The sequence below is a fragment of the Glycomyces algeriensis genome (assembly GCF_027622855.1).
Lineage (GTDB): Bacteria > Actinomycetota > Actinomycetes > Mycobacteriales > Micromonosporaceae > Glycomyces > Glycomyces algeriensis.
The window spans coordinates 40,204-54,450 of the sequence record NZ_JAPZVR010000002.1; the positions used below are offsets into that span (position 1 = coordinate 40,204).

At 71.1% G+C, this 14,247-nt stretch carries 10 protein-coding genes; 3 read left to right on the forward strand and 7 right to left on the reverse strand.

Features of this window, described 5'->3' with window-relative positions:
• Positions 1 to 349: 349 nt before the first annotated feature.
• Positions 350 to 3,262 carry a glycoside hydrolase family 2 TIM barrel-domain containing protein gene (locus O2L52_RS03395; RefSeq protein ID WP_270113911.1) on the forward strand — a complete coding sequence of 971 codons (2,913 nt, stop codon included), beginning with the start codon at positions 350 to 352 and terminating at the stop codon, positions 3,260 to 3,262.
• 112 nt (positions 3,263 to 3,374) lie between these two features.
• Positions 3,375 to 4,439: a LacI family DNA-binding transcriptional regulator gene (locus O2L52_RS03400; protein WP_270113912.1), complete on the forward strand. Its 1,065-nt coding sequence runs from the start codon at positions 3,375 to 3,377 to the stop codon at positions 4,437 to 4,439.
• A gap of 84 nt (positions 4,440 to 4,523) precedes the next feature.
• On the opposite strand, the gene O2L52_RS03405 is transcribed toward O2L52_RS03400, so the two are convergent.
• The 3 genes from O2L52_RS03405 to O2L52_RS03415 form a co-directional block, all read right to left on the reverse strand.
• On the reverse strand, positions 4,524 to 4,745 hold the full coding sequence (locus O2L52_RS03405) for a CsbD family protein (protein ID WP_270113913.1): 222 nt from the start codon (positions 4,743 to 4,745) through the stop codon (positions 4,524 to 4,526).
• Between the two features lie 85 nt (positions 4,746 to 4,830).
• On the reverse strand, positions 4,831 to 6,381 hold the full coding sequence (locus O2L52_RS03410) for an ABC transporter substrate-binding protein (protein WP_270113914.1): 1,551 nt from the start codon (positions 6,379 to 6,381) through the stop codon (positions 4,831 to 4,833).
• The gene (locus O2L52_RS03415) at positions 6,378 to 7,250 is read right to left on the reverse strand and encodes a hypothetical protein (protein ID WP_270113915.1); all 873 of its coding nucleotides are present in this window, start codon (positions 7,248 to 7,250) and stop codon (positions 6,378 to 6,380) included. Before O2L52_RS03415 ends, O2L52_RS03410 begins: the two co-directional genes overlap by 4 nt.
• 245 nt (positions 7,251 to 7,495) lie before the next feature.
• Between O2L52_RS03415 and O2L52_RS03420 the strand changes: the two genes are divergently transcribed.
• On the forward strand, positions 7,496 to 8,086 hold the full coding sequence (locus O2L52_RS03420; protein ID WP_270113916.1) for a GNAT family N-acetyltransferase: 591 nt from the start codon (positions 7,496 to 7,498) through the stop codon (positions 8,084 to 8,086).
• Here O2L52_RS03420 and O2L52_RS03425 read toward each other — a convergent pair.
• The 4 genes from O2L52_RS03425 to pyk form a co-directional block, all read right to left on the reverse strand.
• Positions 8,083 to 9,261, reverse strand: a complete 1,179-nt coding sequence (locus O2L52_RS03425) for a sulfotransferase family protein (protein ID WP_270113917.1) — start codon at positions 9,259 to 9,261, stop codon at positions 8,083 to 8,085. The two genes, O2L52_RS03420 and O2L52_RS03425, sit on opposite strands and share 4 nt — an antisense overlap.
• 122 nt (positions 9,262 to 9,383) lie before the next feature.
• On the reverse strand, positions 9,384 to 11,618 hold the full coding sequence (locus tag O2L52_RS03430) for an acyltransferase family protein (protein ID WP_270113918.1): 2,235 nt from the start codon (positions 11,616 to 11,618) through the stop codon (positions 9,384 to 9,386).
• Positions 11,619 to 11,883: 265 nt separating this feature from the next.
• The gene (locus O2L52_RS03435) at positions 11,884 to 12,792 is read right to left on the reverse strand and encodes an acyl-CoA thioesterase (RefSeq protein ID WP_270113919.1); all 909 of its coding nucleotides are present in this window, start codon (positions 12,790 to 12,792) and stop codon (positions 11,884 to 11,886) included.
• A 4-nt stretch (positions 12,793 to 12,796) separates the two neighbouring features.
• Positions 12,797 to 14,206 carry a pyruvate kinase gene (gene pyk, locus O2L52_RS03440; protein WP_270113920.1) on the reverse strand — a complete coding sequence of 470 codons (1,410 nt, stop codon included), beginning with the start codon at positions 14,204 to 14,206 and terminating at the stop codon, positions 12,797 to 12,799.
• Positions 14,207 to 14,247 lie beyond the last annotated feature (41 nt).

The following is a 14,247-nucleotide window of genomic DNA, read 5'->3' on the forward strand; positions in this document are numbered from 1 at the left end:
GGACCCGGCCTCGGCGAAGCTTGCGAGCCGTAAATCTGCAGAGCACAAAAATACTCCTGGGGTCCGACATCTATGTTCACTCTTAGAACATGAACGTCTCCCGGGTATTGACACCTCAGCGACCGCCCCTAAGATAGAAACCGGTATCTACCTGGTCGGCCTGCCGTGTACTTCGACAGGCCGGGCGCTGTAGACGCGTCCGCATCATGGCGGACAATGATCCGGCCCGCGCCGCCGAACCGAGACGAGGCGGCCGCGCGAACGCGCGGCAGCTCGGCGGTCGCGGGCCGGAAGTCCGGCCGGCCCCGTGCCGACCGGACCGATCGCACACCGGAAAGGGAACCTGGCGATGAGCCGAACCGATTTCACCTACGTGGAAAGCGTTAGCCCTGGCAGCGGGCGGCGCGCTCCGCGGGCGGCGCTGGCCTCCGACGCCGCCGCGCTCAGCCTCGACGGCGAGTGGCGCTTCAACCTGGCCGCCGGCCTCCACGACACCACCGAGGGCTTCGAAGCCCCCGCGTTCGACGCGGGCGCCTGGGACACCCTGGCCGTCCCGTCGATGTGGCAGATGCACGACCTCGACGGCGCGGCGCCGTACGGCAAGCCCGCCTACACGAACACGTACTACCCGTTCCCGGTCGACCCGCCCCGGGTCCCCGACGCGAACCCCACCGGCGAGTACCGCCGCACCTTCAGCCTCCCCGCCGAATGGCCCGCGACCGGACGCACCCTGCTGCGCTTCGAAGGCGTCGACTCCGCGTTCGCCGTGTGGGTCAACGGCATCCTCCTCGGCGACGGCAAGGGCAGCCGCCTCCCCACCGAGTTCGACGCCACCGAGCACCTCGCCCCCGGCGAGAACACCGTCGCCGTCCGCGTCCACCAGTGGTCCGCCGCGTCCTATCTGGAGGACCAGGACATGTGGTGGCTCTCGGGCATCTTCCGCCCCGTCGCCCTCGTCCACCGCCCCGACGACGGCATCGAGGACGTCTTCGCGCACGCCGACTACGACCACGCCACCGGCCTCGGCACCCTCCTTGTGGAGACCGCCGCGGACGCCCGCGTCACCGTGCCCGAGCTCGGCATCGACATCGCCGCCGGCGAGAGCGCCAGCGTCGCGGTCGAACCCTGGACCGCCGAATCCCCGCGCCTGTACGACGCGGTCGTCGCCACCGAGACCGAGCGCGTGAGCCTGCGCATCGGCTTCCGCACCGTCGCGATCGAGGGCGGCGTCCTCAAGGTCAACGGCACGCCGATCCTGCTCCGCGGCGTCAACCGCCACGAATGGGACCCCGACACCGGCCGCACCCTCTCCGTCGAGACCATGCGCCGCGACCTCGAGATCATGAAGCGGCACAACGTGAACGCCGTCCGCACCAGCCACTACCCGCCGGACCGCCGCTTCCTCGACCTCTGCGACGAACTCGGCGTCTGGGTCATCGACGAGTGCGACCTCGAGACCCACGGCTTCTACCACCACGGGTGGCGCGACAACCCCAGCGACGTTCCCATGTGGAAGGACGCCTACCTCGACCGCATGGCCCGCATGGTCGAGCGCGACAAGAACCACGCCTCGGTCATCATCTGGTCCCTGGGGAACGAGAGCCACACCGGCGAGAACCTCGCCGCGATGTCCCAGTGGGCCAAGCAGCGCGACCCCGGCCGCCCCATCCACTACGAAGGCGACTTCGACTCCCCCTACGTCGACATGTACTCCCGCATGTACGCCGACACCGCCGAGACCGACCGCATCGGCCAGAAGGCCGAAGATCGCACCAAGGACCCCGCGCTCGACGCGCACCGCCGCGACATCCCGTTCGTCCTCTGCGAGTACGCCCACGCCATGGGCAACGGCCCCGGCGGCCTCAGCGAGTACCAGCGCCTCTTCGAGCAGTACGAGCGCATCGCGGGCGGGTTCATCTGGGAGTGGATCGACCACGGCGTGCGGATGCACACCGAGGACGGCCGCGAGTGGTTCGCCTACGGCGGCGACTTCGGCGAGCCCCTCCACGACGGCAACTTCGTCATCGACGGGCTGGTCTTCCCCGACCGCACCCCCTCCCCCGGCCTCGTCGAGTACAAGAAGGTCATCGAGCCCGTCCGCATCACCGTCCAGCCCGGCTCGCGCGCCGTCACCGTCGCGAACCGCCGCGACTTCGCCGACACCGGCGACCTCGCGTTCACCTGGACCGTCGAGGACGAAGGCGAGCAGGTCGCCCAAGGCGAGCTCGAAGTCCGCGCCGTCGCCGCAGGCGAGTCCGCGATCGTCGCCTTCCCGGCGTCCGTCGCCGCCCTCGCGCCGGCGAAGGGCGAACGCTGGCTGACCGTCCGCGCCGTCCTCGCCAAGGACGAGGCCTGGGCTGAGGCCGGCCACGAGATCGCCTGGGGCCAAGGGCAACTCGCCGCAGGCGTCCCCGTGTCCGCCGGCGGGCGCACCGCGCCCGTATCCGAAGACCGCGGCTACCGGCTCGGCGGCGCCGTCTTCGACGCGCTCGGGCGCCTCACCGCCATCGGCGGGCTCGAGTTCGAAGGCCCCCGCCTCGACCTGTGGCGGGCCCCCGTGGACAACGACCTGCTCGGCTGGACCACCCAGCTGGCGCCCCTGTGGAAGCACCGCGACGCGGGCCTCGACCGCCTGGAGCACAAGGTCCTCGACATCGAGTCCACTGCGGACGGACTCACCGTGGCGACCCGCGTCGGCGCCGGCGGCGCCGAGATCGCGATGGGGGCCGTCTACCGGTGGCGCCTCGACGGCGCCCGCCTGTGGCTCACCGTCGAGGTGAACCCCGAGGGCGAGTGGGACTTCCCGCTGCCGCGCCTGGGCGTGCGCGCCTCAGTGCCGAAGGCGCTGAACGAGGTCGAGTGGTTCGGCGGCGGGCCCGGCGAGGCCTACGCCGACACCCGCGCGGCCGCCCGCGTCGGCCGCTTCCGGTCCACGGTCGCAGGGATGCAGACCCCGTACGTGTTCCCGCAGGAGAACGGCTCCCGCGTCGACGTGCGCTGGGCCAGCCTCTCCGGCGAGGGGAAGACGCTCAAGATGATCGGCGCACCCGAGTTCGCGTTCACCGTGCGGCCGTGGACGAGCGAGCAGCTCGAAGCGGCCGGCCACACGTACGACCTGGTCGAGGGCGACCGCCTCTACGTCAACCTCGACGTCGGCCTCCACGGCATGGGCTCGGCCGCGTGCGGCCCGGGCGTCCTGCCCCAGCACCGGCTGCTGCCCGAGGCGACGGCGTTCACGCTGGGCTTCGAAGCGGCCGAGTAAGACCCATGCGACGGGTCCGCGCGCAATGACGTGCTCACAAAGGAGTATGCGAGCGTGCACTACCCTGGGTGCGGACCCGTCGCATCCCCCGAGAACGGTGAGAGAAGGCCCAGTGCCCAAGAAGTCGAATGCGGATACCGGCAAGCGCCCCACGATCAGGGACGTGGCCGCCCGGGCCGGAGTCTCGGTGCCGACGGTCTCCCGCGTGCTCGCCGGGAACTACCCGGTGGCCCCCGCGACCCGCGCCAAGGTGCTGCGCGCCATGCGCGAACTCGACTACGTGGTCAACGCGCACGCCCGCGCGCTGGCCGGGGCGACGACCAAGACCGTGGCGTTCGTCGTCGACGACGTCACCGGGCCGTTCTACGCGTACATCGCGCGCGGCGTCGAGCAGCAGGCCGCCTCCGAAGGGCGGCTGTGCCTCCTGTGCACCACGCACGGCGACCCCGAGCGCGAGCTGGCGGTCGTGGAGCTCATGCGCGAGCAGCACGCCGAGGCCGTGATCGTCGTGGGCGGCGCCTGGGACGACGGGAAGTACAACGAGCGGATGCGCTACTTCGCGTCGGCACTGGACCGCTCGGGCTCGCGGCTGGTGCTGTGCGGGCGGCCCTCGCTCGGCGAGGACGTCCCGGCCACGGTCGTCCACTACGACAACGAGGGCGGGGCGTACGCCATGACCTCGCACCTGCTCTCGGCCGGGCACCGGACCATCGCGTACCTGGGCACGGGAGTCGGGCACTCCACTACGGACGAACGCATTCGGGGCTTCCGGCGCGCGCACGCCGACTACGGCGTGGAAGTCGACGAGTCGCTGCTGATCCCGGGCGAGTTCTCGAAGCAGAGCGGCTTCGAGATGACCCGGGAGCTCATCGCGAAGCGCGACGACGTGACGGCCGTGTTCAGCGCGACCGACATGGTCGCCGCGGGCGTCCTGAAAGCCCTCCGCGAGGCCGGGATCGACGTCCCCAAGGACATGTCCGTGGTCGGCTTCGACGACATCCCGCTGGCCTCGGACCTCACCCCGGCGCTCACCACCGTGCACGTCCCGCACGAGGAGCTGGGCCGCGAAGCGGTGCGGCTCGGGCTGCGCCGCGAGGCTTCCGCGCCCGACCAGGTCGTCCTCGGCACCCACATCGTGGTGCGCGAGACCGTGGCCCCGCCGCCCCGCCGGGGCTGAAACCGGGACAGGACGCACGTATTTCGGGGCCGAGCCGCTGCTGCGGCCCGGCCCCGTTGGTTCAGAGTGCCGAGCGGGTTCCGGTCAGTGCCGGCCCTCGTCGTCGGTGAGGCCCTTCTTGGCGTCGTGGAGCTTGTCGTCCCCCTTTTCCTTGAGGTCGTGCCACTCCTCCTTGCCCTTGCCCTTCAGCTCCTGACCGCGCCCCTCGTTCGCGAGGCTCTCGTTGTCGGTCGCATCGCCGACTTTCTCCTTGGCGCTGCCGATGAGCTGCTCGGCCTTGTCCTTGGCCTTGTCAAAACCACCCATGACTATCCGTCCCTTCTCGAACGGTGATTGGCTCCAAGGGTGTACCCACTCGCGGATCGGCCACACATTCCCCAGGTCAGACGGGCTATTCCACCGGCGTGACATACGTGGCCTCGGCGGGCGGCTCCTGCGGGTACGGCAGCGACACCACCGGCACCCACTTGCCGCCCGGATTGCCCCCGCGGTTGCTCGCGAAGCTCAGCGCCCCGGTCGCGCCCCGCACCACCTGCTCGCTGTTGAGCAGCAGCAGGTGCTCGCGCACGTCCTCGGGCTGCGGCGCCTCCACCTCCCAGGGGTTGGTGATCCGCACCGCGCCGATCGCCGTCGCCAGCGCGTCGTGGTAGGTCACGGCGTACCCGTCGGACAGGCCCGCGGGGCCGGGGTCGACGAGCCGGGAGTAGTGGCCGAGGAAGGCCGCGAAGTCGGCGGGGGCCTCGGTCGCACCGGTGGCCCAGCCCGGGTCGGAGCCGGCGGCGTAGCGGACGTCGAGGCCCGCCTCGCTGATGCGCTCGCCCAGCTCCTGGTCCTGCTGCATGTCGGTGCCGGTGACGCCGAACAGGACCGTGAGGGGCCGGTCGACGCAGGCGCGCACGGCAAGCGCCTCCAGGAAGACCCTGAGGTCGGGCTCGCGTCCGGCGAAGAGGACCGCCTCGGACTCGGCCGCGCAGATGTTGCGGGTGATGGGGTCGAAGACCTCGGGTCCGCCGGTGGCGATGGACCGGCCGGGGAACGGCTGGTGGGAGCCGGCGATGTACTCCCCCAGCTCGGCTTCGTAGGCGGTGCGGAGGGTCGTCGTGTAGCGGTCCTCGGCGGTGCTGTCGTAGACGAGGATCGCCGAGTCGATGTCGCCGCGGGCGTCGAGGTGGCGGCGCAGGGCGACGGCGAAGTCGGTGTTGCTGGGGGCGGCGCGGATGAGGCCGTCGATGTGGTCGTGGTCGATGCCGTCGGCGGTGGTCACGCCGGTGACCATCGGGATGCCGGCGGCGGAGAGCCGTTCGGCGGCGGCCACGGTGCGGTCGCTGCTGACGCCCTGGCCCATGACGGCGACGAGCGGCACGTCGTCGTCGACCATGTCCTCGAGCCGGTCGACGGCGAACTCCCAGTGGGCCTGGCGTGCGCCTTCGTTGGCGAGGTAGAGCTGGACGAGGCGGGTGCGGTCGCCGAGCTCTGCGGTGCGGTTGGCGCGGTGGAGGGCGACGTAGGCGCCTTCGAGGGCGCTCTGGATCTTGTCGGCGCTCATGGCGCTGTCTGCGGTGGTGGTCATGGTGGTGAGCATGGCGATCCGCACGAGCGGCAGGCCTTCGGCTTCGGCCTGCTGTGCGGCCCAGTCGTTCTCGGCCTTGATGTTTTCCTGGACCGCGGCGAACTGGTCCTGGAAGACGAACGAGCCGTCGGTGACGCCGACGCATTCGTCGTCGATCTCGCGCACGCCGTCGCCGATGCCGCCGCACCGGACGTCCCCGACGATGCCCGGTCCGAACACGACGGCGGCGGCGATCACAACGGCAGTGGCGGCGAGGAGCGACAGCCGGCGTATGCGGCGCCGGAGCCGGGCCCAGCGCAGCGCGCCGTCACTGGGCGGGAGGTAGAGGGCCGCACTGCGGTCGGCCCGGTCCGTTGCGGAGGTGGAGGTCATTCGTCGTCTCCTCTGTCGGTGCCCGGGGTGCGTCCGTCCGCGACGACCAGCAGCGGGGGCGGCGCGACGCCGAGGCGCTCGAGTTCGGCGAGCTCGGATCGCAGGCGCTCGCGGAACACCGCGCCGGCCCGGGTGCGGGAGTGCTTGAGGAGGATGACGCAGCGGTACCAGTCGTGCTTGGCGAGGCGCCCGCGGCTGTAGGCGTGGCGGATGTCGGCGAGCATGGCCTCGATCAGCTGGCGGTCGCGGTTGCGGCGCTTGGGGATGCCGTGCTCCCCCGCGGGGTGGGCCCAGTTGTTGAGCTCCCCGAGGCGGGATTCGGGCACGTGGCGGGGACCGGGCCGGTCGCGGTGCCCGTACCACTTGTAGAACTCGTACAGCGACGGGAAGCGGCGTTCGAAGAGCCAGACGCCGATCGCGCCCATCAGGGCGATCCTCGGGCCGACCTGGGACAGGAGCGCCACGAGGCCCTGCGTGCTGCGCTTGGAGGCCGCGGGCCGCGCGATGATCTTGCGGGCCGCCTCCTTGAACGCCTTGGTGTAGGCGATCTGGGAGGTCTCGTCGATGCGCCGCTCGATGACCACGAGGCCCACTTCGAGGCGGCGGAACCACAGGCGCGGGTAGTTCGGGCAGGGCATCGCGAGGCGGGCCTTCGCGGCGGCGAGCAGCTTGGGGAGGTTCTCGTGGTTGAAGTCCCGGCAGTCGATGACCACGTGCGGTGCGCGGCCGTCCAGGGCCTCGGCGATGCGGTCGAGGAGGTCGGCGGGGGCCGATGCCGACAGCTCCACGTCGTGCTCGGCGGGGGCCGCGGGGCGGCCGAGGAGCGCTTTGACGGTCTCGAACTCGTCCTCGAGGGTCGCTGAAGGCAAGGTGGTTCCCTTCGGGGTGGCCTGGGGGTGAGGCAGGGAGGTCACGTCGTCGTGAGGTGTGGCATCGATCCTAGACGATATCGGTTGCCCGCCGGGACCTGTCCCGGTCCGGAGACGGTCGGTGACGACCCCTGGTTCTGCCTGCGGGGGAAGCGGATTCGGCGGCTCCTGTGTCGACTGGGGCGTCACCCGGAAGGCTGGGAGCGGCCTGGTCCGGCGGGGACGGCGCGAGGCAGAATTCTCTGGTGACTTCCAGCGACTTCCAGATCCGTCCCGTCCTCCCGGCCGAGCACGATGCGCTCGGCGAGTTGTCGGTCCGCTCCTACCTCCACGGCGACCTGCTGATCGGCGGGCTCGACGACCCGTACGCCCCGAACCTGCGCGATGTGGCCGTCCGGGCCGCGGCCGCGACGGTGCTCGTCGCTGTAGATGAGAGCGCTGTCGAGGAGGGCACTGTCAAGAAGGGCACCGTCGAGGAGCGCGCTGTCGAAGGGGACTCCGGTACGAACGGGAGCGGCCCGGCGCTGCTCGGCGGGGTCACGCTCGCGTTCCACGGCAGCCCCATGGCGCAGCTGGCCGGGCCGGGCGAGGCCGAGGTCCGGATGCTCGCCGTCGACCCCGCCGCGCAGGGCCGCGGCGTCGGTTCGGCGCTCGCGGCCGCGTGCGTTGAGCGGGCCCGCGCCGAACCCGGCACCAAGCGCGTCGTCCTCTGCTCCCAGCAGGCCATGACGACCGCGCACCGCGTGTACGCGCGCCTCGGGTTCGAGCGCGCGCCCGACCTCGACTGGTACCCGCTGCCGGAGATCCGCCTCTGGGGCTTCCGGCTCGAACTCTAGATCAGCGCCCCGAACGCCCGCTTGTACTCGCCGAGCGCCCGGTCGACCTCGCCCTCGCTGAGGCCGTACCGGGCCAGGTCGTACTTGTGCTCGCTCGGCCGGCCCGCCAGCGCGGCGTCGAGCGCGTCCGCTTCGGGGCGGCCCCACGGGGCGTCGAGCTGCTCGAAGAGCTGCGGGAGGCGTTCGCGGGCGTCGTCGGTGAGGTCGCGGTAGGGCACGTCGACGACGGCGTAGGCGGGCAGGCGCTCGCGGGCGGCGCGGGCGCGGTCGATGCCGGTCGCGAAGAGCCCCAGCCAGGTCCGGCCGATCGCGAGCGGGTCGGTCTCGCCGGTGTTCATGGCGCTGGCGCTCTCGGTCATCGAGCAGAGCGAGGCGAGGGCGGCGGCCGGGTCGCGGTGGGTCCACAGGATCTGGGCGTCCGGGAAGGCCTTGACGAGCGCTCCGAGGTTCCAGAGGTGGGCGGCTGCGCGCAGGACCCAGCGGCGGCGCGGGCGGCCGTGCTGGAGCACCTGGAGGGTCTGCTTGAGGTAGCGGTAGTCCGGGGTGTAGTCGCGTTCGAGCATCCACTGGACGTAGCCGGGCGGCTGGGCGCGCACGAGGTGGCCGATGCCGTGCGGGAGGACCCAGACGTCGGCGTCGGGCTTGTGCGGGTGCATGTCGTAGACGGTGCTGAACGTGGGGACGGCCTTGCCGAGGAAGTCGGTGGCGCGTTCGGCGCGGCGCAGGTGGTCGGCGTGGTCGAGGTCGGGGTGCATGAGCTCGTGCATGAGCGGGGAGCGGTGGGCCGCGGGGACGGCGAGGAGCCGCTGGAGCATGGTCGTGCCGGTGCGGGGGACGCCGGTGATGACGATGGGGCGGTCGATGGGCTCGTCGGCGATCTCGGGGCTGAGGGCGTGGAGCTTGCGGACGCGCAGGCGGTTCTCGAGGCGGTCGGTGACCTCCTGCTGGACGGCGACCCAGCCGGTGAGGGTGAGGCCGTCGATGTCGGCGTAGCCGGCGAGGAGGACGCGCATGTCCTCGACGAATGCCTCTTCGCCGTGGGCGGTGGAGCCGGTGCGGTGCTCGGCTTCGCGCACGGCGCGGTCGAGGAGGCGGTCGATCTTCTTGCGGCGCCCGGCGATCGCGGGCGTGAGGACGTTGTTCACGGCCTTGAGCCAGGGTGAGACGCGTTCCATCCGTACCGCTCCTTGTGTGCCGCTTGCGCTGTGCCTCTTGCACTGTGCTTCGAACGAAGCGAGGTGAGCCTACATTCAGGTTCGAATGCGGGCCCACCTCAGTGCTCGAAGTGTGTTCCGGGCTATCGGGTGTCGACCCGCTGGGCCTCAAGCGGAATCGCGGCCGCCACTTGTGGAGTGAGCTCGGCGACGAAGCGCGGCGACAGGTGGTTGCCGTCGCGGTAGACCAGGAAGTTGCCGACGACGACGGGGCAGGTGTCGTTCTGCACGTCGCACATCCACGGGATCGGGTCGACCACGGTGGCATCGGTTTCCGCCTCGATCGTCTCGATGGCCGCGGCCCGGCGCTCGGGCCTGGTGGTGGCCGCTTCGACGTCGACGACGCATTCGGTCACGTTGTCGGAGTGCTCGGCGAGGCACGCGGGGGTGTCGCCGGGCGGGTTGGCCGAGTCGGCCAGGTAGTAGACCTCGCCGGCCGCTTCGTCGAGGCGGTTGAGGCTCTCGGCCCAGCCGTCGGCCCAGGCCTGGTCCGGGTCGTCGGCGAGGATCTCCTTCTCGTCGTAGGCGGAAGTGACGACGACGTCGGGTTCGAGGCTCTCGATCTCGGCGAACGCCTTCTCTTTCCACTCCTCGCATTCGGTGTAGCGGCGGTCGAGGTGGCTGTCGTGCTCGCTCACGGCGGCGACGCTGCAGCCGGCCTTGGCGAGCGGCAGGAGCTTCCAGCCGGAGGCCTCGGCGAGCTGGTTGAACGCCGGGAACCACTGGGCGGCATGGGAGTCGCCGAACAGCACGATGGTCTTCTCGCCGTCGGGGTCGCCGAACCGGCAGTCCTTCAGGTCGGTGCCCTCCCACGCGGTGACGCAGTCCTCGGCGTAGAGCGCGGGCTCGTCGGTGCCGGCCTCGTCGAGCGACGGGGTGAGGTTGGCGGGGACCGACTCCACATCGGAGGACTCGCCGATCATCTCCCAGACGGTGCTGTCGTCACCGGTGATCTCGGCGGCCTCGCCGTTCTCCTCGGCGGGCATCGGCTGCTGCACCATGAAGATCGACACGGCGAGCATCCCGGCGATGAGGCCGCCGCCCAGCGCCAGCGCCCGGGACGGCACCTGCACGAGCGTCCGCCTGGTGCGGATCGGGTTCTCCACCAGGTAGAACGTGGCGATGGTGAGCAGGAACGCCACGGCCATGAGCAGCAGGTAGTGGCGCACCCGCACCTCCTCCAGGCCCATGACGGCGGGGCCGATCATGATGAGCGGCCAGTGCCATAGGTAGAGCCCGTACGAGATCTTGCCGACGAACTGGGCCGGCCTGATGCCGAGCAGCGCTTGGGCGCCGAAGCGGTGCGGGACGCACCCGGCGGCGATGACGAGCGCGCACCCCGCGACGGGCAGCATCGCCGCGGTGCCGGGGAAGACGGTGTGCTCGTCGAGCCAGAACACCGCGGCCACGATGAGCGCGAGCCCGGCCCAGGAGGCGAGCGCGGCGGCCCACGTCGGCGTCCAGGCGCGGATGCGGCCCGCGGCCACGGCGATGAGGGCGCCGACGGCGAGTTCCCATGCGCGCGTGTGGATGCCGAAGTAGGACCAGACGGGGTCGCCGGCGGTCCAAGTGGCGCTGGCCCAAAGGGACGCGCCGCCGGCGACGACGAGGAAAGCGGTGATCGCTGCAGTGCGGCCGGGGCCGCGGTTGCGGTGGCGCGCCAGGGTGAACTTGCCCGGCCTGCCGAATCTGGCGCCCAGGAGGGCGATCGCCAGGAGCACGAGCGGCCAGACGATGTAGAACTGCTCCTCGACCGCGAGCGACCAGAAGTGCTGCAGCGGCGAGGGCGGGACCTCGGCGTTGAGGTAGTCGGTGCCCTCTTGCGCGAGGCGGATGTTGATGACGTTCAGCGCGGCGGCCGCCGCGTCGGCGGCGATCTCGCCGAGCCTGGTGCGCGGCAGCCAGAGCCAGGCGGCGACGAGCGTCGCGACCAGGACCGTGGCGGCGGCCGGGAGGAGCCGCACGGCGCGGCGGGCGTAGAACCCCGCGATGGAGACGGTGCCCGTCTTGTCGATCTCGCGCAGGAGCAGCGAGGTGATCAGGAAGCCCGAGATGACGAAGAAGACGTCGACGCCGACGAATCCTCCAGCCATGTACGGGAAGCCGATGTGGGCGGCGATGACGACGCCCACGGCCACGGCCCGGAGGCCTTCGATGTCGGGTCGCCAGTGGCTGGGGCGCGCACTGGACGACTGGTCGGTCCTCGTTTCCTCCCGAGTGCTCCGCTTGTTCGCGGCGGTCTCGGGGTCTCGCTTCGGTGCGGTGCCGGCGGCGTCAATGGACGTCTTCGCCGGTTCGTGTGCGTTGGTCAGACGCATGCTTGTCGGTCTCCGAACGGTTCACCGGGCATCGGACTCCCCAGCCGGGCAAGGCTGGGCGGACTGGGGTCGGGGGTCTTACCGGGGATGAGTGCAGACCATAACATTGCCCGGTTAATGGGATCTACCCCCTCTAAAGCGGTGATATATCACTCAATCACCATGTTTACCGAGGGTGGTCGCCGCAGCGAGAACGGCGAGGGCGCACCCGTTGTGCCGGGTGCGCCCTCGCCGTTTCGTCCGCCCCAGGGGTGCGTCAACACCCCTAAGGAACGCCGGGCGGCTCCGGGGTCTCCCGGAGCAGTCCCTCCTGCGTGGCCGAGGCGAGGTGCACCCCGTCCGCGTCGAAGAACCGGCCCTGGGCCAGCCCGCGCCCGTCGGCGGCGGTCGGCGACATCGAGTCGTAGAGGATCCAGTCGTCGAAGCGGAACGGCCGGTGGAACCACAGGGCGTGGTCGAGGCTCGTCCCGAGGTAGCCCCCGGGGCCCCAGACCGCGCCGTGGCGGGACAGGACCGAGTCGAGCAGCGTCAGGTCGGAGGCGTACGTGAGCACGCACACGTGGATGAGCGGGTCGTCCGGGAGCCGGCCGTCCGCCTTCATCCACACCCGCTGGTGCTCCTGCGCCGGGCGCTCGCCCGAGGCCGAGAAGCCCGAGCCGCCCCCGGCGTAGCGCATGTCGATCGGGCGCGGCACGCGCGCCCACATGCCGAGCCGGTCCGGGTGGGACTTGAGCTGCTCGCTGAGCGGCGGGATCTCCTCGGGCCGGGCCAGGCCGTTCGGGGCCGGGTCCGAGTGCCCGAGGCCGCGCTCGCCGGTGTGGAACGAGGCGGACATGAAGAAGATCGTCTGCCCGTTCTGCAGCGCCACCGTACGTCGTACGGAGAAGGAGCGGCCGTCGCGGATGTCCTCGACCTGGTAGACGATCGGCTTCGTCGAGTCGCCGGGGCGCACGAAGTAGCCGTGCAGCGAGTGCACCCGGCGGTCGGCCGGGACGGTCCGCCCGGCCGCGACGAGCGCCTGGCCGGCGACCTGGCCGCCGAAGACCCGCTGGAGGCCCACTCCCGCGCGCGGTCCCCGGAAGAGGCCCTTGTCGATCTCCTCCAGGTCGAGGACGCCGAGGAGCGAGTCCACGGCGTCCTGGCCCACGAGGACTTCCCGCCCTGAGCTGTTCAAGGGATCAGGAGCCGATTCGGTGGACCCGGACGGTGTTCGTCGAACCGGGGGTCCCGGCCGGCGTGCCCGCCACGATGACCACGAGGTCGCCGGGCTCCGCCAGGTGGTGCTCCTGCACGGTCTTGTCGACCAGTTGGAACATCTGGTCGGTGTGGTCCACGTGCTCGACCAGGTAGGAGTCGGTGCCCCAGGACAGCGCCATCTGGTTGCGGACGCTCTCGATCGGGGTGAGGCCGTAGATCGGGCGGTCCGGCTTGAGGCGGGCCAGGCGCTTCACGGTGTCACCGGTCTGGGTGAACGCCACGAGGGCCTTCGCGCCGATCGCCTCGGCGATGTCGGCGGCCGCGTGGGTCACCGCGCCGGACTTCGTCTTCGGGTCGTGGAGCAGCTCGCGCAGGCCGATGGGGCCGCCCTCGGTGGTCTCCACGATCTTGGCCATGGTGCGGACGGTGCCGATCGGGTACTTGCCGACCGAGGTCTCACCGGAGAGCATCACCGCGTCGGTGCCGTCGAGGACGGCGTTGGCGACGTCGGAGACCTCGGCGCGGGTGGGCCGGGCGTTCTCGATCATCGAGTCGAGCATCTGCGTCGCCACGATGACGGGCTTCGCGTTCTCGCGGCAGAGGCGCACGATCTCCTTCTGCACGATCGGGACCTCGTCGAGGGGCATCTCGACGCCCAGGTCGCCGCGGGCGACCATGACGCCGTCGAAGGCCCGGACGATCTCCTCGAGGCGCGCGACGGCCTCGGGCTTCTCGACCTTGGCGATGATCGGGCGGCGCACGCCGACCTCGTCCATCACCTTGTGGCCCAAGCGGACGTCGTCGGGGCTGCGCACGAACGACATCGCGATGAGGTCGACGCCGAGGTTCAGCGCGAACTTCATGTCGGAGATGTCCTTCTCCGACAGCGCCGGGACCGAGATGTTCACGTTCGGCAGCGACAGGCCCTTGTTGTTGGAGACCGGGCCGCCCTCGACGACGAGGCACTCGACATCGGTGTCGTCGGCGCTGAGCACTTCGAGCGCCAGCTTGCCGTCGTCGACCAGGAGGCGGTCGCCCTTGGTGACCTCGGCCGGCAGCTTCTTGTAGGTGCAGGACACGCGGTCGTGGGTGCCGTCGATGTCGTCGGAGGTGATCTTGATGCGGTCGCCCGCATCCCACTGCTCCTTCCCGTTCAGGAAGGTGCCGAGGCGGATCTTGGGGCCCTGCATGTCGGCGAGGATCGCGACCGGCTTCCCGGCGGCGTCCGCGGCCTCGCGGACCATCTGGTAGACGGCCTCGTGGTCGGCCTGGGCGCCATGGGAGAAGTTCATGCGGGCGACGTTCATGCCGGCGTCGATCAGGCCGGCCATACGCTCGGGCGTGGCCGTGGCAGGCCCGATGGTGCAGACGATTTTTGCTCTACGAGTCACCCTGCGAGCTTATATCGGACGCCTACTCGCACTCGCAGGGT